At 47.5% G+C, this 18,827-nt stretch carries 8 protein-coding genes; 3 read left to right on the top strand and 5 right to left on the bottom strand.

Features of this window, described 5'->3' with window-relative positions:
- Positions 1-302 precede the first annotated feature (302 nt).
- The gene (locus ABEB26_RS16725; protein WP_345723183.1) at positions 303-6,818 is read right to left on the bottom strand and encodes a carboxypeptidase regulatory-like domain-containing protein; all 6,516 of its coding nucleotides are present in this window, start codon (positions 6,816-6,818) and stop codon (positions 303-305) included.
- Positions 6,819-7,806: 988 nt separating this feature from the next.
- Here ABEB26_RS16725 and leuS point away from each other — a divergent pair.
- The 3 genes from leuS to ABEB26_RS16710 all read left to right on the top strand — a co-directional run bounded on the left by leuS (position 7,807) and on the right by ABEB26_RS16710 (position 12,103).
- Positions 7,807-10,251 (top strand): leucine--tRNA ligase, encoded by a 2,445-nt coding sequence (gene leuS / locus ABEB26_RS16720; protein WP_345723182.1) that lies wholly within the window; start codon positions 7,807-7,809, stop codon positions 10,249-10,251.
- Positions 10,252-10,361: 110 nt separating this feature from the next.
- Positions 10,362-11,177, top strand: a complete 816-nt coding sequence (locus ABEB26_RS16715) for an STAS domain-containing protein (protein WP_345723181.1) — start codon at positions 10,362-10,364, stop codon at positions 11,175-11,177.
- 110 nt (positions 11,178-11,287) lie between these two features.
- Positions 11,288-12,103, top strand: a complete 816-nt coding sequence (locus ABEB26_RS16710) for an STAS domain-containing protein (RefSeq protein WP_345723180.1) — start codon at positions 11,288-11,290, stop codon at positions 12,101-12,103.
- 24 nt (positions 12,104-12,127) lie between these two features.
- Here ABEB26_RS16710 and ABEB26_RS16705 read toward each other — a convergent pair whose 3' ends face one another.
- The 4 genes from ABEB26_RS16705 to ABEB26_RS16690 all read right to left on the bottom strand — a co-directional run bounded on the left by ABEB26_RS16705 (position 12,128) and on the right by ABEB26_RS16690 (position 18,417).
- The gene (locus ABEB26_RS16705; RefSeq protein WP_345723179.1) at positions 12,128-13,627 is read right to left on the bottom strand and encodes an STAS domain-containing protein; all 1,500 of its coding nucleotides are present in this window, start codon (positions 13,625-13,627) and stop codon (positions 12,128-12,130) included.
- A 231-nt stretch (positions 13,628-13,858) separates the two neighbouring features.
- On the bottom strand, positions 13,859-14,188 hold the full coding sequence (locus tag ABEB26_RS16700) for a hypothetical protein (RefSeq protein ID WP_345723178.1): 330 nt from the start codon (positions 14,186-14,188) through the stop codon (positions 13,859-13,861).
- A gap of 55 nt (positions 14,189-14,243) precedes the next feature.
- Entirely contained in the window at positions 14,244-14,918 is a 675-nt protein-coding gene (locus ABEB26_RS16695; RefSeq protein ID WP_345723177.1) for a hypothetical protein, read from the bottom strand.
- Positions 14,919-14,991: 73 nt separating this feature from the next.
- Positions 14,992-18,417 (bottom strand): hypothetical protein, encoded by a 3,426-nt coding sequence (locus ABEB26_RS16690; RefSeq protein ID WP_345723176.1) that lies wholly within the window; start codon positions 18,415-18,417, stop codon positions 14,992-14,994.
- Positions 18,418-18,827 lie beyond the last annotated feature (410 nt).

The following is an 18,827-nucleotide window of genomic DNA, read 5'->3' as shown; positions in this document are numbered from 1 at the left end:
ATCCCTCCTTTCAGCAAAAGGGGATTGTCGCGGTTTGGTGAGAGTTATAGCTTAAAAAAGCCCGTTCACTGGCTATGGGCGTATTCTAACGCTTCAGTTTGAGGCGCTACGGGGCAACAATCTCTTAAATCCATTATCCCTTTGGGGATAGGACTATTGTACTAGCAAGCATTTTTTTATGCAAATTTAACTTAATTGCCCATTCTAATCAGCAAAATCTAATCTTTGCTTAACAAAAACCCCCTGTGATCCTCAATTCACAGGGGGTTTCGCTCAACGAATTTTAAAATCAGGGTATGTACTTAGTTGCGCATAATTAGCGGTAGATACAGCGGATAGTTCGGGATCGTTGCTGGTTCAACGGTTAAGCTGACGGGAATCCGTAAGTTTTGGCGATTGGGGTTGTTGGTGATCAAGCATAAACTTGCAGTATGCGTGCCAACTGCCAAGCCCGTTGGATCAAGCGCGACATCAATTGTTTGCTCGCTATCGGCGGCAATACTGCCACTGTTCGGAACAACATGCAGCCAATCCACTGCATCGCCCTCACAGCTTTGGATTAAATCAAGGCTTAGATCATCAATAAAGAAGTTGGTATTGCCGCCTTGGACAATCTGAGCTTCAAAGCGAATGTTATGCAGCTCGCGACCACCCAACACTTGCTCATTAATCGGCACGGTTACCAGCGTGTAGCTGCTGTAATTGGCCCGATCAGCGTTAGTCACCCGAAATACTTCATTATTGTTGATCAGCACCCGCATATAATCATCAGGCCGATCCATCGGCGCGGTAACCGATAACCAGAAGCTCAATGTACCAGCACTAAAGCTGGTTTGGCTGAAGTCTTGGCTGAAATAGCTGGTTTCAGTGCCAAAGTTTGACCCAATCCCACCCATCCAGATAAACCAATCACCAGTATGCGGCACAATATCATCACACTCTACAGTGCAGAGCAAGCTGGCAAAGTTGCGCGAATCTTGGCTCCAATAGGGGTTGGTCGCCACATTATCGCTAATCGTAGTGGCCTCGAAGCCGCCATCAAGCAAACGTTCGCTGGTCGGAACCAGCTGTGGTTGAACTTCAGCTTGGCGGGTTGATGCCCGTTGGGCATTGGCCGCTAAGGCTTTTTGGCGTGGTAAGCGTTCTTCAATCTGCCAATCAAGCACACCTGCGCCAATGTTGCTCAAGCTAAAGCTGGCAGTGATCGGGGTATTCAATTCGGTGGTGGCGGTAATCGCTGGCGTGCTGCTCATATCCAAACATGGCGCTTTCAAGCGTAACAGCGAATCTTGCTGATAGGTCTGGCCTGCCTCAACCGTTAATGGATAGCTGACACTGGTAAATGCGCTAGGGTAGCCTTCAACCAAGACGTTGTAGCTGCCCGCTGGAATTGGGCGGCTATAATTGCCCATGCCATTGGTATATAAAACTGTTGGCGGCTCAGTGTCAATCGTAATTTTGACGTTGGCCAACGGTATTGGGTTGACATCACAAACCAAGGTTGTTTCAACCAAACCATTCAGCACGCCATAACCTTCGGGCAAGGTTACATTGACAGTCACTGGAACAACTACTGGCGGTTGCGGCGTGGTATGGTTCAGTACCAAATTGGTGGTGTAAACGCCAACCGTCTCAAAGTTGCTGGTATCGATGGCAACGCTCACTTGTTGGAAGCTCGATGGCGTACCAGTCAAATTGCTAAGTTTATTTGGGCTAACACTCAGCCAATTCAAGCTATCGCAGGTTTGTGAGATACACAAAGCCATGCGATCGCGCAATACTGGCCGATCAATGCTATATTGGGCAATCTCGCTGCGTGTGCCGCGCACCCCAATCGTAGCACTGGCCCCAAAATCCAAGAATGGTTCGTTGAAATCAACATCCTTGTATTGGAACAAAATATCGCCTTGTTCTGAGAGCACCGCTTGGAAGGTAGTGTTATCCCAGTTGTTGTAGTGCGGGCGATTTTCCCATTGCACTACCACTGCGCGATTGGGCGCTTCGCCGACGACTTTCCAATACACACCACCAGTTTCATCATCCAAATCATCCCAGTAGGGCGCAATCACATAATTATGGATGGCATTCTCAAGGCTGGGATTGAAGATTTCAATCAAGCCAGTTAGGTTGTTGAGGATCATCACCCCATTATTCGAGATACGCAAATCGGTGGTGCTCACGCCATACAAATTAATCGGAAATGGCGTGACGATATTGACCAAATCGTAAGCACCCATATTCAAATTCGTGCCGTCGCTGGCTTCGATCCAGTTGTAATCAACTTCGGTCAGCGTTAGATCGCCGCTGTTGACGGTTTTGGCACGGGTTTCACTAATTGCCACATCGAGCGGTTGCGCTCCGGTGCTGATTACAAACAGCGGCTCGGTTGTGCTTTCACCAAACACCACATTGGTATTGATCGCATGTGGCCCAACAATCAGACAACCTTTATCCAGTCGCAATTGCACATTATTAACACTTGGCTCACCGTCAGCAACAGTAACGCTTTGGCTACTACCAACGTGGTCGGTAGCACTAAATTCAAGGCTATACTCGCCGCCCGCTGGCACAAACACCACATATTCGCCAGCACTATTGGTACGCACGCTTGTAACCAAGCCTTGTTGATCGTTGATCGTCACCAATACATTAGCTAATGGTGCGGGGCTATTGCTACAAACTCCCGATCCAGTTACAACCCCACTCAGTCGGGCTTGGCTGGAATTGGGTGTAATTGTAATGCTGACTGGAATTTCGGCAGTTTGGGTGTAGACCGCTGTTTGGGCTAAAACCACCGTGCCAGTGTAGGTTCCAGGTTGGCTCAGCCGATCGGGGAACCAGCTAACTACCACCGAGCTAGTTTGGCCTGCTGACACCTCGCCGCGCAACGGCCCAAGTTCCAACCAAGAAATATGATCAGCCCCACCAAACAGTTGATCAAGGCTCGCCTCAATAATATCGCGTTCGATCGGCTCACCAAAGGCGCTCGTGCCAAAGTTACGGAAATCAACTGCCAAATAAATTGCTTGGTAGCCGTTGCGCTCAATGTACGAGCCGCCAACCGAGCCATCACTATAGCGGAAGATCGCCCGAGATGAACTGCCAGGCGTGAAATAATCGGGCGTGAAATCAACCACCATGGGATTGATTCCGGCCATGAAATCTAGCCCAATTAAGTTGTAATTAGCAGTTTCAGGATCGTCGTCGCCATAGCTCGCATCAAGATATTGCTGATAAAAACTGCCAGTACGCGTGAAGAAGCCCAAATCGTTATCAGCAATCAACAACCGCCCGCCAGCATCGAGATATTCGGCCAATTTGGCTTCTTGCGGGTTGTTGGCAGCAGTATCGGTTGTCCCAAGATAAATCAGCGCGTCGTAGGCCTGAATATCGGTCAAACTCATTGTGGCAAATTCGCCAAATTCAATCTGATCGTATGCATAGCCCAGCTGATTCAGCGGGATGGTTACGGCGTTAGCATCATCGCTGCCAGTGCGCAGTACCACCAAAATCCGTTGTTGGTTGCGGGCAGGCGTAAAGCCAGCATCACTCAATTCACGCAGGCTATAGCTAATCGGCTGAGTGGTATTGTTGGTTAATTCTAAGCTCAAGCTATCGCTAATCGGAGCCGCGCCAAACTCGAAACTTTGGCTCAAATTGCTTGGTGTATAGCTCAACAATGGGACCAAACTTAGGTTTAATGTGCTGGTCATGCCATTGCTGAGGGTCAAATTCTGCGTTTCGGCGATCAGGCCAACTTTGCTGGCCCCAACGCTATAGCTGCCCAACGGCAAGCGCAAACTGTAGTAGCCCGCCGCATTGGTTTTGACCGAGTAACTCCCAAGCGTGACCACAGTATCCTTGACTGCTAGGCCACTGCTGGCATCGCTAATCAGCCCTTCAACCGCGCCCGCCGCCAAATTGAAATTGCCTGTGGTGGTCGTATTGGCAACTACATTCAGATTTTGCTGCTGGGGAGTGTAACGCTCAGCCTGAACATTCAGCGCCACCATGCCCGGCGCGGCCACCGGAATTTGATACGAACCAGAACTGTCAGTAAAGGTGCTGAAGCCAGCGGTTGAAACCAAGGCTCCAACAATTGGCAAACTTGGCGTGAAGCTATCGCGCACCACCCCGCTAATGCTGCCATACACCAAGGTAAAGTTTTGGCTAATTTGGGCATTTTGGCCAACAGTTAGCGTTGGCACGCTTTGAAATACGCCATTTAAGCTAGCCGTCAGGGCATATGTGCCAACCGGCAATACCAAACGATAGTTACCATTGGCATCGCTCAAGGTGCTCAAATTATTGCTGGTGGCAATTCGCACATTGGCAACAGGTGCATTGCTGGCGTTGCTCACCCGCCCTGACACCGTGCCGATCGCACCTTCGCTAGCATTGTAAACATAGAGGGCGAAATCTTGGTCGGTGCTATCAGCATTGCCAGGAATTGCATCGCCAACAATGTTACGAGCAATCACCCGCATCTGAATCGCGCCACTTGCCCCGGCTGGCAGATAGACCGATTCGACGTTGTTCTTGGCATCGGCAACGCCACCAGTTGTTGAGAGCGCTCCATCGAAGACATTGCCTTTATAAACTTGACCACCAACTGTCACTTCAAGATCAAGGTCGTTGACAAAGGCATCGCCAGTAGTCCCCCCCGCTGCATCCGTCCACGTGATGGCGACGCGCAAGGGTTTATTGCTATCGGCAATTTGGCCAACTTGGCTGAAACTTTCGCCGCTCGCCCCGAACACATGGCTTTGATCAACCACAATTCTAGGGGTGCTATCGAGGGCGGTTTTCAAGTAGACATCGCCCCAACCTTGCTGATTGGTTGGCAAATTGCCGCCAGTGTTCATGCCATCCAAATAGCGGCTCGAAGCCAACAAATAGGCCTTGAGCATAGCTGGGCTTGGGGTTGCCCCATTGCCAAAGTTTGTACGATATTTGGTATAGAGCAATGAAGCTGCGCCTGCCACAGCAGGAGTTGAGTGGCTAGTACCGCTCGACCATGTGTAAAGGGTTTGGTTATCGGGATAATATGGATTAGTTAGACCACCACAAACACCAGCGCCCCAAAAGCCCGATTCTTGGGGCGCTGGGCCAACCACGTGCGTGCCAGGAGCCATAATGTCGGGTTTGATTCGGCTATCATCGGTTGGGCCTTTGCCCGAAAAAACCGCCAAATCATCGGCATTATCGGCTTGCGAAATCTCACAACCGTTGCCATCCAAAACGCCTTCATCACGCACATTTTCGGTTGCGCCGACTGAAATCACGTTTTTGGCGGTGCTCGGTGCGCTAACCGTATTTGCACCAAATTCACCCACATTGCCTGCGGCAAAAATATGCAACATGGCTTGGTTACCCGTATCGTCGCTGCTCGCGTCGCGGGTTAGTTGGTCGTAAAGCTGCGAATAGATGTTATACGCGCCCATCGAACCAGGCTGGCCCCAGCTATTCGAGGTAATCGCCGCTTGATGCTCGTAACCAGCGGTCACAATATCGGCGTAGCTATCGCCACCATCACAATTGCTAATGCTGAATGCGCCACTATTGCGAAAGATTTTGGTGCTAGACATACGGGTGTAGGGCGCAATTCCAAGCCCAATATTATAGCCGCCAGCAATCCCCGAGCTAGCTTCATCGATATAGGGAAAGCCTGTGAGATTGTTGTAGCCGCCGATAATTCCGGCGTTGATCTGACCATGACCCGCCAAACTATTGCCGCGCGGGTCGGTAGTACAATTGGTCGTGGCGCTGATGCGCGAAGTTCCAGGTCGCACGCCATTCAGATACAAATCAGGATGCAATGGATTGATCGTGCCATCATCAACGCCATCATCAACTACATCAACAATTGGATATTCAGCGGGGTTATTGGGCAAGCCTTGGCTTTGCAACCAGCTTAAATAGCCAGGCCCACTTGGCACGGTTTTGCCATTCAGCGTCGTCACATTACCAGCGATAATCTGGCCTTGACGTTCATCAAACAGCTCTGGCTCGCTCCAAGGCTCAATATTGTAGATATTGGCTCGTTGGGCCAAACTTGCTAGTTCAGTTTCACTGAGTTGGACTGAAAGCGTGGTGAAATTGAGCAGTTGCCATGGCCGTGCATGCAGTTTGCTACTCGCCGCAATTACTGCATCAACCGAGGCTTGCACATCGCCAGCATTGTAAATTTGCACGCTGACATCAACCAATTCTGCTTTCTTGGGGCTACTTGCCTTAGTGCGTAACTCCTGAGCCAAACGATATTCAGGCTGATAAACCCCCATCCATTGAATAACCTGGCTGGTTTGTTGTAATTGATTGAGCTTGTTCAGGCTCGCGCCATCAGCCCAAACCAAATAACTATTGCTCGGTACATAAATCACCAATTCGGCTCCAGCCTTGGTGAGTTGCTCCAGCCAAGCATCTTTAATTGGGCCAATAAATTGCACCAACCACAATTGAGGCTCAGTGGTTGGGCTTTGAGTTAATTTGAGGCTTGGTTGGGCCTTCAATGGGTTAAACCGAATCCCGCGAAAATTAAGCGTATCCAAATCGCTGGTTGTCGCACCAGCCAATTGCTTAACCTGGTTCATTTGGCTATCGGCAATCTGCCACAACCCAAATGCCCCATAATCGACCAGCAATTTACCATGAGCTTGGGCGAAACGACTCGCCGAGCTACCAGTATCGATCAACAGTTTGCTGGATGCTTGAGTATTTGCCGAAGTTTGGGCGGCGCTTGGTTGCACAACAGGCAATGCCAAACCCACTAGCAGCAACGCCAAAACCAGTTGGCGCACCAAAGAAAATCGGGCCATGCTATTTCCTCCACACAGCGAGATTACGGCAACAAGTGCCAACCACAGCCGATTCAATCGACCAGACCAGCGCGATTGAACCGACTGCCCCCTGACTTGAGCACAGCAAAGCCAACCTAGTAAGGTTGTAAGTGTGTCAAGCTTCGATTATTCAGTTGTTGCAGCATTGCAGAGAAAGTAGCCAAACCAGCATTCGTACTCGAACGTGTTCGCTAAAGAGACCGGTTCCAGAGACTGCGATCCAAAGGTGTTGCGTTTAAGAATGCTTGGTACTATGTCCGCCAATGGACGAATTAAGCGAGCAGCCTTCCTCGGACGGTGCGTGGTGTAGGAGCAACAGCGGGCCTAGATGACGCGAGGTATGAGGCACTTCATCGTGGGGCTGAGCAATAATCGTGATTGATTATTGGGATCGGTCTCATTTTACTAAAAATTTTATTTTTTGCAACTAACTCAATCTTTGGATTGATGTCTACAAATCAAGCCGTGGTATAATCGCCCTAAATAACTTAATCTGGTTCGCGGGAGTATTAAGCGCGTTTTTACAGAGAGTAGCTGGCTGGTGCAAAGCTACACCTAGCGCCCAACTCGCCCGTTTATGCCCCATCAGGGAACAGCTTCGGCTTAGTAGTTGGTGGCGGGTGCGCCCGTTATTGCGCCTACGAGTGATGTGCTTCGGCTCATAAGCAGGGTGGTACCACGGGGTTTTGCTCCGTCCCTGACATGGGTTCGGGGTTTTTTGTTTTAGATTTTTGTTTAGTTCCCTCACCCCATAGCCCCCTCTCCCGCCCAGCAGGCGAGGGGGACCACCGTAGCATGACAAGTGGAATGCCCTCTCCCGCCACAGCGGGCGAGGGGTTGGGGTGAGGGAATGCCAATCGATGCTGAATCCCACCCAATCACGGAAGGGTGGTGAAATGATGATTGGTTGAGCAGAAAAGTTGTAGATTTTTACCAATTGCAGATATTTTTAGCCAAGGAGTTGATGATGGCCACTCGCTATGATAGTAGCATCACCGAGCCAAAATGGCGCGAACGTTGGGAACGCGACGGCATTTATCGCTTCGAGCCAGACAGCGATAAACCTAAACATTATGCTGTCACCATGTTGCCCTATCCATCGGGCAATTTGCACATTGGCCATTGGTATGCCATGTCGCCCAGCGATGTGCATGCCCGCTATATGCGCATGCGTGGCTACAACGTCTTTTTCCCAATGGGCTTCGATGCCTTTGGCTTGCCCGCCGAAAATGCCGCGATCAAAAACAACTTAGATCCGCGCAAATGGACTTATTCCAACATTGAATACATGCGTGGCCAGTTGCAATCAATGGGCATGATGGTCGATTGGGATCAGCAAATTGTTAGCGCCGACCCTGAATATTATCGCTGGAATCAGTGGTTTTTTATTCAATTTTTCAAACGTGGCTTAGCCTATAAAAAATTCTCAGCGGTCGATTGGTGTCCCAAGTGTAATACAACCTTGGCCCGCGAACAGGTTGTCGGCGATGAACGGCGCTGCGAACGTTGCGACAGCTTAGTCACCAAGCGCGATTTGGATCAATGGTATTTCAAAATTACTTCATACGCTGATGAATTGCTGGATTTCTCGGGGTTGGATTGGCCTGAGCGCATCACAACCATGCAACGCAACTGGATTGGTCGCTCAGAAGGGGCCGAAATCACCTTCAAATCTGAGGCTGGCGACCCAATTACGGTCTTTTCAACTCGCCCCGACACCTTGTGGGGGGCAACCTTTATGGTGTTGGCTCCTGAGCACCCGTTGGTTGCCAAATTAACCAGTGTCGAGCAAAAAGCCAGCGTCGATGCCTATGTAGCCGAAGCCATTCGCAAAACCGAAGTTGAGCGCCAATCGACCGATGACGAAAAGCCCAAAACTGGCGTATGGATCGGTGCGTATGCGATCAATCCAACCAGCCAAGAACGTGTGCCAATTTGGATTGCCGACTATGTGCTGATGACCTATGGCACTGGCGCGATCATGGCAGTGCCTGGCCACGATGAACGCGACTTCGCCTTTGCCAAAACCTTTGGCTTGGCAATCAAACGCGTCGTTGTACAAGCTGAACAAACTGCCGAAACCCCCTTGGAAACAGCCGAACCAGCCTATGGCACGGTCGTCAATTCAGGCCAAATCGATGGCTTAAGCTCAGCCGAGGCCAAAGAAGCCGTGATTAACTGGTTGGAAGCTGAGCAATTGGGCAAACGAGCGATTAATTATCGTTTGCGTGATTGGCTGGTCAGCCGCCAACGCTATTGGGGCACGCCAATCCCGATGATTTATTGCCCAACATGTGGTACTGTACCCGTGCCAGAAGATCAATTACCATTGTTGCTGCCCGATAGTGTTGATTTCAAGCCAACAGGCGAATCGCCCTTGAAATTGCACCCAACTTGGCGCTTTACCACATGCCCAACCTGTGGCGGCGAAGCTGAGCGCGACACCGACACAATGGATACATTTGTCGATTCGTCGTGGTATCAAGTGCGCTACTTAAGCCCACACGAAACCAATGCGCCCTTTACCAAGGCTATTACCGACAAATGGTTGCCAGTTGATCAATACACAGGTGGCCGCGAACATGCCGTGATGCACTTGTTGTACACCCGTTTTTGGTGGAAAGCCATGCGTGATATGGGATTGGTCAGCGCTAACGAGCCAATGACCCGCTTGATCAACCAAGGTGTGATTTTAGGCGAAGATAGTAATAAAATGTCGAAATCACGTGGCAATGTGATTGACCCAGATATGTTGGTAGCGCAATATGGTGCTGATACCGTGCGCACCTTCTTGATGTTCATCGGCCCGTGGGAGCAAGGCGCCCCTTGGAACAATCGCGGGATCGAAGGCTGCGTGCGCTTTTTGGATCGGGCTTGGCGTGTCGTGACTGATACGCCGCAACGTCACGATGCTGCGGGCCATGCCAGTACCTTAGAGCGCCAAACCCATCGGATCATCAAAAAAGTTGGCGACGATTTGCAGCGCTTTGCCTTCAACACCGCCATTGCTGGCCTGATGGAGTTTGTCAACGAATTGATGAAAGCTCGCGAAACCGATGTTTATGGCACTGCAACCTGGCGCAAGGCAACCGAAAGCTTGACCTTGTTGTTAGCACCAATCGCCCCGCATATTGCTGAAGAATTGTGGGAATTTTTGGGCAACAGCCAAAGCGTCCATTTGCAGGCCTGGCCAAGTTACGATGAAGCCATGTTGATCGACGAATCGATTGAATTGCCAGTGCAAATAAATGGTAAAGTTCGCGGTAAAATACAGGTAGCCGCCACCGCCGATGAACCAAGCATCATTGCAACCGCTTTGGCTGATGAAAAGATTGCCCCCTTGGTCGAGGGCAAAACCATCATCAAGCAAATTGTGGTACCAAATCGCTTGGTCAATATCGTGATCAAATAAGTTTTTGGCCAAACAACGGAAGGGTCGTAGAGAAACCCTTCCGTTGGCCAACCTAAGAAGCGAGATACCTTGGCAATTCGGAAACGTTGCCAGCCATTCAAGGAGCCTGCATGACCAACTATTACGAAATGTTCAAGCAGCACGAAGAATCGATCGTCGAAACCATCATTACTACCTTGCAAATCCAAATTCCTACCTACGGCAAAATATCACGTGATGACGTTCGCAAACGCGTCATCGCTGGGCTTGATCCCTATGCTCGCGATTTAGATACAGAGCACCCCAAAGCTTTTCCTGATTATTGGCGCGAAACGAGTTACTTACGGGCGCAACAAGGTATTCCGATTGGCGATTTCTTGCAGGTTTTGCTCCTTTCCACCGATATTATGATTCAGGGTTTGCGCCAAGCCTACCCCGAAAGTACCGTTGATCAAATTAATGTGATTGAAAAAGGCCATCAAATTACGACCGCCGCAATTGCAGGTGTTTATGAAGGCTTTCAGCAACACAAAGATGAAATTATCTCATCGCAAACCTATGCCTTGGCCGAAGTTTCATCGCCAATCGTGCCTGTTTATGAAGGGGTTTTGGTTTTGCCCTTGATTGGCTCAATCGATTCGATGCGAGCAGGCCAAATTATGGAATCGCTGCTTGAATCGATTAATAGCTACAGCGCTGATGTCGTGATTTTAGATATTACGGGTGTTCCAGTGATCGACACTGGGGTTGCCAACTATCTGCTGCAATCGGCTCGCGCCGCGCGTTTGCTCGGTTCAACCGTGGTTTTGGTAGGGATTGGCGCTGAAATTGCCCAAACGATTGTTCAATTGGGCATTGATCTTACGGGCATCGTCACCCGTGCCAACTTACAATCGGGCATCGAATACGCCCTAGATTTACAAGGTTTGGCGATTCGCCCACGTTAATTAGGCTCAACGCTGTTAAATCAGCATAGTTTTAGAGACTCGGCAGCTCGCAGTAGGTTGACATTTTTATCGCAATCAAAAAACCCTAAGGTTTAGGAGGACTCGCAACTATGTCCGATTTAGCAGCTTTTTATACCAAACACTTTGATGAAATTATCGACTCGACGATCGAATTAATTCAAGCCAATGTGGTTGAATATAGCAAAATGGCGCGTGATGAACTTAAAAAACGAGCTGTTGCCGCTATTGATGCATTAATTCGCGATTTACGTCAGCCAGATGTTCATGCGTACCAACAACATATGCGAGCGATCAGTTATGAGCGCTTCCGCCAAAATATTCCATTAAACAGCGTTCAACAAGTCTTACGTAGCATTAATCAAGCGACTGCCAATACATTTCGCAAATACTATGCTGAAGATCCAACCCTTTTGCTAGAAATGGTCGAACGCTTGCATGAGCTAACCGAAGAAGGCATGATGGGTATGTTCAATGGCTATGAAGATGCCCAGATCGAAATTATCTCCAACCAAGAATCCGCTTTAGCCGAAGTTTCATCACCAATTGTGCCGGTTTATGGCGGAATTTTGGTATTGCCACTGATTGGCTCGGTTGATTCGCGGCGAGCTGGCCAAATTATGGAAGCCTTACTCGAAGCTATCAACACCTATAGCGCCGATGTTGTGATTTTGGATATTACGGGCGTTCCGGTGATCGACACTGGCGTTGCTAATTACCTGTTGCAAGCTGCCCGCGCTGCGCGTTTGCTCGGCTCAACCGTGGTGCTGGTCGGGATTGGCGCTGAAATTGCCCAAACGATTGTCCAATTGGGCATTGATTTGACTGGGATTGTTACTCGCGCCAACTTGCAAGCTGGGGTTGAATATGCGCTTGAATTACAAGGCCTAGCTATTCGCCCACGCTAAGCATTAATCGCATGAGCCACGCCATTATTTTAAGTTTGGCGTGGCCTGGTTTTTGGCAATAATTTGACCAACTGCTGACTGCAAGGTTGCGGCGGTAGCGACATTCAGCAAATCAGTGCCCATCCCAACCAAGGCTTGAGCCACCTCAGGCCGCACCCCAATTAATGTCGTTTGTGCACCAAGCAAATAAGCTGCCCGTAACATTCGCTGTATCCCAATTGCACCTTCAGCATCGATCAACTGCACTCCCGTCAAATCAATCAACAACCGTTGAACTGGTTGCTGATTCAAGGATTCCATCAGAACTCGTTGGCATTCAGTAATTCGCTGCTGATCGAGTACTCCAATTAGTGGCAGAACCAGCACGCCTGGCAAAACTGGAATCGTTGGAAATGAAAGCAACTGCACTGCCTGAGCCAATTGATGGCGTTGGGATTGTTCCTGCTCAAGTTGTTCTACTGTCATACTCAAGCGCCGCCGTTCCTGCTCCAGCAAAGCCGTGCGCCGCTCCAACTCGGTAATATCCCGAATAAACAACATCGAACCTTGGCTCTGCCCTGCACTATCCAAAATTGGCGATACCGCATTTTCCAGTAAGCGCAACGGGTTTCCCAAGGCTAGCGTTTGGGTAAAAGCTTGTACTTGTGGCTGAGCTAATGCTTTAGCCAACGCCTCAACATCAGCAGCAGCAACCCCAATCGCTTGGAATGTCTGTGGAAGTGGTTGTTGAGTTTGCAAACCAAGCTGGTGGGCTGCATTATTGAGATACACAATCATTCCTTCGCGATCAACGACTACCATCGCTTCGCTCATGGTTTGCAAAGCCTGCTCCACCGCCACTTGCTTGGTCTGAAACAAACTGCCACGCAAAACAATGTAGGTCAAACTTAAAACCAAGGGCAACGTTTGTAGCACACTTGCCAACTGACCACTTGGCTCAAGCTTAACAATCCCCAATACCGAGTTAGTCAATGCTGAAAAGAGAATTGCAAAAGCCAACCAACTAATGGAGCGGCGGGTTGCTGGTTGTCGCCAAAATGCCATGCCCAACAATCCAAGCTGTACCAACCACCCCAGGCTAAATAAAGCCAACATTAAACCCGCCGCTGGCCCAGCGATTGGCCGATAAATTCCATCTACGAACTCGATATCCGCAGTGAACCAGCCAAATTGCCCAAGCAGATCAAGCGCTAATAAGCCAATCGATAGGCCATACACCAATGAAATCAGACGAATTGGGCGTGAGCCTTCCCACCATTGTGGCATAAACAACGCCGCAAACAAGAGCAACATCAACCAAAAGAGCAGCCCAAGGCTCACTAGGGCCATTCCAACCAACCCGTATGCAATAGCACGATCATTTGTTAAATTACGGGCAAGCGATGTGCTATTAATCACCACTAAGCATAAGGTTAACCCAAAAAAGATTCGGGCTGGGCGATAATGGCTAGCGCGGGCCAAAATAAACGTGCCCAAAGCCGTTTCAAGCACCACAAATACCAAATTAATCCAATAAGCAAGCATTTATTTTTGATCCTAGGTTGATTGGTGTAACAACTGTATGATAGCGGATCGCCTAGAGCTTGCCCATCCTTTATAGGGGTCGGTTGAGGTGAATTTTGCCAATTGTAATGCTTTGCTCATCCAGTGTTTTAGTTCAAGCTATAGAAAAATAGTGCATGCTAGATCTTGGTTGTTTGGAGTCAGCTATTTCAAAGATGTTCAATCATCTAGCATGCTTATCCGTGTATCAATTTACCGATTGAACTTACGCCATGGCGCAGCTCGATGCCAAACAATCAAGGTTATTGCCACCGAAAATAGGGTTACCACGCCCCAACCAATTTGATCAGCATCACTAAAATCGACCCGCATAAAGCCCATGAGAAATATATTCAGCAATAGCAAGCTACTTCCGGTGATTACCAAGGTTGTCAATGCATACATTCTTTGCCAAATCAAGGGATTCAGCAGTAACAACCCAATCGGAAACCAAATGAATGTTGCATAATCTAATAGATACCAAGGATCATCAAGCCACCAACGGACAATTCTTGAAGCACTAAAAATAGTTAGAAAGACCATCAGCGAATACAACCCAATATTCACGAGATACAGGGATTGTTGGAAGTGAATATAGTTAACGACCAGTTTCTGATACAGGGTTTATTGCGAATGGGTCTTTCTCGCAAACACCTAGGTATTGTTCGTCGGTTAAGATAATTGTTTCTTTAGCTTTGACATCATTGACCATTCCACACCATCCCGCAAGCGCCTCGTGGATTTTAGCAATATCGCCCTCTTGCAGCATTGCTTCAGGTATTTGCTCGGTAAGTGTTTCAAGATCTTCATAAAGTTGCTGGATTCGAGCACGGTTGGCTGGACTAACTGAGCCATCCTCTCTAATTGAGCTGATAATAGACCCTATTTGGGATGAGTAGTAATAGAATAAACGCACAAATCCGATAACATCGCCTGAGCCAAGGCCTAGATTCCACCAAGGTTTGATTGACCAATCTAAGGCAGCATTATAGTTATAGGTAAATTCAGAAGCTGAGCTACAATGAATTCGTGCAGTATAAAGATAGGTCACAACATCTGCTTGTTGCTTACTATCAACCGCTCTTAAAGCCCAAGTAAGTTTATCAGCACAATGATACCAACTGAACCATAATGATTGCCCTGTAGTCGCAATTTGCCCGCGCTGGCGATCTTCTACTACCTCTAGGTTGTGATTGATTGTATAGCTGTAAAAACTAAGCACCAAACAGCTCAGCGCTAAAGCGGACATTAACCAACGTTGAAATGAGGTCATTGTAACTCCTTTGTTGCGCCATAACGATAGCCTACTGTTTATACCAAGCTATCGTTATGGCTATTCAAACTAACTACTTATTACAAGGCCCACTCTTATAATCAATTAAGAATGTTTTATTATATAAACCCTGATTTAGTTCTTTTTTGGTCACATTATCATATAATGAAACATCCCAGAATATTTTTAATTGCATATCTTTTTTAAAATTTTGTTTCTTACACGCTACATTCAGTAAGGCCATAAAATAATTTTCTCTATTAACTAATATCGCTTGTTGGAATGGTATTTTTACTACCTTGATTTTCGTATTAGGATTATCATCCCAGTCGTTGAGGATCATACTATTTGATAAAGCTGGTTTATCATCCATAGCTGGGGTACCTTCTGGGAAGAGTTGAGCTACATCACCAACTGAGATTGGGGTTGAGTAGAATTTTGAAACCATATCAATTGATTTAATCAAATCCCCAATGAATTGATCAAACCACAGTGAATTATTCTTTTTAAATCTAGTCGCCTTACCTCCAAATAATGCATGGCTTAGATAATCACCTTGTGCTGCATTACCTGTTAAACCATTGCCTGAGGATACAAACTTAACTGTTACTGGATCATCCTTAGATCCCAAGGTCACGCCTGCATTATCTTCATCATAGATATCACATGAACTGTCAGGCCAAGATTGCCCTGGTGTAACATATCCATTCGTTATCGCTGCAAGGACTTCTAATTGGCTTCCAAATTCTCCACTATTTATACCAATATCAATATCTGGAACTGTAATTACAATCCCAAAAATGAGCTGTTGGAATAATGAACAATCTTTGCCAACAGTCCTGCGAGTCCAAGTCCACTTCTTTTCATGTGGGTCACCCAGCGCTTCAAAGGTTGATTCAGGCTCAACCAGTTTGCCAAACCAATAATCGCTGCCATACTCAGCAGGGCTAAGCGAGCTAGATTGGAATATTGGGGTTAGCAGCATATTACTTGGGTCATTCAGACCAAGATCAATCAGCGTGGCTTCGCGTGTTCCCTGACGTTTGAGATATAACGATAGATTTTCGTTAGTGATTGAAGGATCGGTTTGTGGTCCAAATGGCTGCTGCCGCATAGCAAAATATAAAGAATCAAAGGTTTTGGTCGTGTCTTGAAGCTCAGCCACAATATCGCCAGATGTACCAAGGTTTGAATGATAGAGATCGCCCGTTAAGGCAAATGAGTAGCTCACACCACTATAATTTACTTGCCCCGCCATATCTAAATATTCATCGTACACAACGAGTGAGGTAATGGTCATTGTCGCGGTTGTAGTAGGACCACCTAATTCGGTGAGTGGGACATTCAAATAGGCTGTGCCATTAGCAGCGATCGGATTCGTAAGCGTGGCGCGTGGGCTGAGCAAAGCGACCTTATCAATCCGCACAATTGGGGCAGAGACCCAATCAGGGGCAATAAAGCGAATTTTGATCGTTTGATTTTGGAATTGCTGAATTGGCAATTGCGCGATCTTCCAGCCATCATTCAGTGCATAGCGCAATTGATGCTGATCAATCCTGGTTATCGTTGTAAAATTGGCTCCAGAGAGTACTTCAACTGCTAAATGATGCTGGGCATTACCATGATCTTTATTGCCAATTTGATACTTAAAACGTAAGAATTGACTATCGCTTGCAAGATCAAAACTCGAACTGGTAACATGCTGGCCGCCTCGCGAAAGTTCAATAAAAGCATTATCGGGAGCAGCTTGACTTCCCTGAGTGCTAGAAGTTGGGCCAGCAATCAACTCAAGATTATCAATCCACGAGGTGGAGTAACCATGGCCTTGATGCTTAAATTGAAGCTTAATTAGCTGATTTTGGAATTGAGCTAGATTGAGATTAGCCTCATGCCAGCCATTATCAGGATCATTGCCGCTGCCATGAACCCAGCCAATTGGCGTAATAATTTCGAAATTATTGCCACTTAACACATTTACTTCGATTACTGAACGCCACCAGGACTCAGGATGTTGGGTTTTATAGCTAAATTGCAGTGCTTGGGTATCTGATAAGACAGTCCAAGCGTCACTCGTAAATGTCGCATTATTCCCAGCAAATTGAATGCTCTGCCCATTAGAGCCATTTGCTGCTAGGTTAACGGGTGCATGTTCACTGCTCGACCAACCCTCGACTACTTGAGCGATTTCAAAACTATCTAGTCGCAAATAAGCCATTTGATGAGTTTCTAATTGAAAGCGTAATTTGATAACTTGGCCTTGGAATCGTTGTAGATTGATGGCTAGACTTTGCCAGCCCTGGTTGGTTGAGCTAAACAAATAATAGTGAGGCAAGGCTGTGGAAATATGAAAGGATTCGCCACTTAGGATACTAATTGCAACTCGTTGACGGGCTGCATCATCATTTATAAAGCCTGATTGATAAGCAAAACGCACTTGTTGGGCAGTCAGCGGCACGGTAAAATCAAGTGAGGTTAATTGGGTGGTATGCCCATGCAGATACAAATGATTTCCTTGGTCTGGATTAGTATCTACCTTAATCAGTTGATGATTCGAAGTTTCCCAACCCGACACATCTTGTACAAGCCGTAAAGTACTAATTTGACTGGTCGGATTACCCCAAGTTGGGTTAATAAATTGCAATTTAATCGTTTTGCCACGATAACCAACAAGATCAATTCGGCCTTGCTGCCAACCGACTTGGCTAGAACCAAAAAATTCATGGCTGCGGGGAAACTCGCGAATTTCAAAATTCTCGCCACTGAGAACTGCAACTGCCAGCAATTGGTTAAGATTAGGATTATCCAAATCGCTAACTAGATATTCAAAGTGAATACTGGTGGCAGCAGTTGGCACAGCAAATTCAGTACTTGTTGCGGTTGCATGGATTCCCGTCAAGCTGATAGGTGCTTGTCCTAGCTCAGCTAATAGCACATTCGATAGCTCAAAATCAGCATTTTCAAGTACATCAAAGGCAACTAAATCTTGCTCAAAATCAGTATTTAATAGTGTAATGTCGTTGCTTGATGAAATGTGGGCACTATTTGTACGCACAAAACTGGCATTGGAAATATCCCAGCCTGGCACAGCCCAATTTAGAGTGAAGCTATCAAGCGAGGTAACTTGTGGCTCATGGGGCCACCAATCATTAATGATTTTGATTTTGATGGTTTGGCCATGAAAGGCTTGAAGATCGAGCACTGCTTCGCGCCAACCATCAGTCAATCTTCCGCCCACTGTCCATTGATCAATCCGGGTTACTGTGGCAAAGTTTGCCCCACTCAACACCTCAACAAACACTGGCGCATGACCATCGTTCAGCCAGCGGCCTGTCCGATAACGAAATGCGAGGCTCTGGGTTTGGTTGGTAATATCAATCGGGGCTGAGGTCAGACTGGCATTAGCTCCAGTGATCACCGCATGAGCACCGATTAGATCGTCATGGTGAATCGCGAATTCGCCAATATTTGATAGCTCCCAATCAGGAATTTCTTGGGTCAAACGCAGATTACGCACCTGTGCCGACGGTTGATCAACCCACCACCAGTCGTTAATAAAGCGCAGCTTAATTGTTTGACCACGAAATGCTTGGATATTTAATAAACCAGTTTGCCAGCCTAGCCGATATTGGCTCTTGATGCGGTTATGGCTGATATTGGTAACAATATTAAAATCGGCTCCGCTCAGAACTTCAACATGCAGTGGCGTAATGCTATCGGCAGTTTTGCGTCCAACCAAATATTCAAACAGCAACATTTGGGTAACTTCGGGCACAACTAGTGAATCAGTTGTAAAAGATTGGTTGGCATGTTCAAGGCTGAACGTTTCAGGGCTAAGCGTGGCTAAAATTTCGCGATCTCGCGCAAATTCACAATTTAATGGGTAATTTGTGCGTGGCAAAGCTTGGTTGG

It is taken from the genome of Herpetosiphon gulosus (assembly GCF_039545135.1).
Taxonomy (GTDB): Bacteria; Chloroflexota; Chloroflexia; order Chloroflexales; family Herpetosiphonaceae; genus Herpetosiphon; species Herpetosiphon gulosus.
This window is presented reverse-complemented; position numbering and strand designations above follow the sequence as displayed.

Coding starts and splice junctions, on each gene's coding strand:
- ABEB26_RS16725 (WP_345723183.1), bottom strand. CDS start 6,818: ATGGCCCGATTTTCTTTGGTGCGCCAACTGGTTTTGGCGTTGCTGCTA.
- leuS (WP_345723182.1), top strand. CDS start 7,807: ATGGCCACTCGCTATGATAGTAGCATCACCGAGCCAAAATGGCGCGAA.
- ABEB26_RS16715 (WP_345723181.1), top strand. CDS start 10,362: ATGACCAACTATTACGAAATGTTCAAGCAGCACGAAGAATCGATCGTC.
- ABEB26_RS16710 (WP_345723180.1), top strand. CDS start 11,288: ATGTCCGATTTAGCAGCTTTTTATACCAAACACTTTGATGAAATTATC.
- ABEB26_RS16705 (WP_345723179.1), bottom strand. CDS start 13,627: ATGCTTGCTTATTGGATTAATTTGGTATTTGTGGTGCTTGAAACGGCT.
- ABEB26_RS16700 (WP_345723178.1), bottom strand. CDS start 14,188: ATGGTCTTTCTAACTATTTTTAGTGCTTCAAGAATTGTCCGTTGGTGG.
- ABEB26_RS16695 (WP_345723177.1), bottom strand. CDS start 14,918: ATGACCTCATTTCAACGTTGGTTAATGTCCGCTTTAGCGCTGAGCTGT.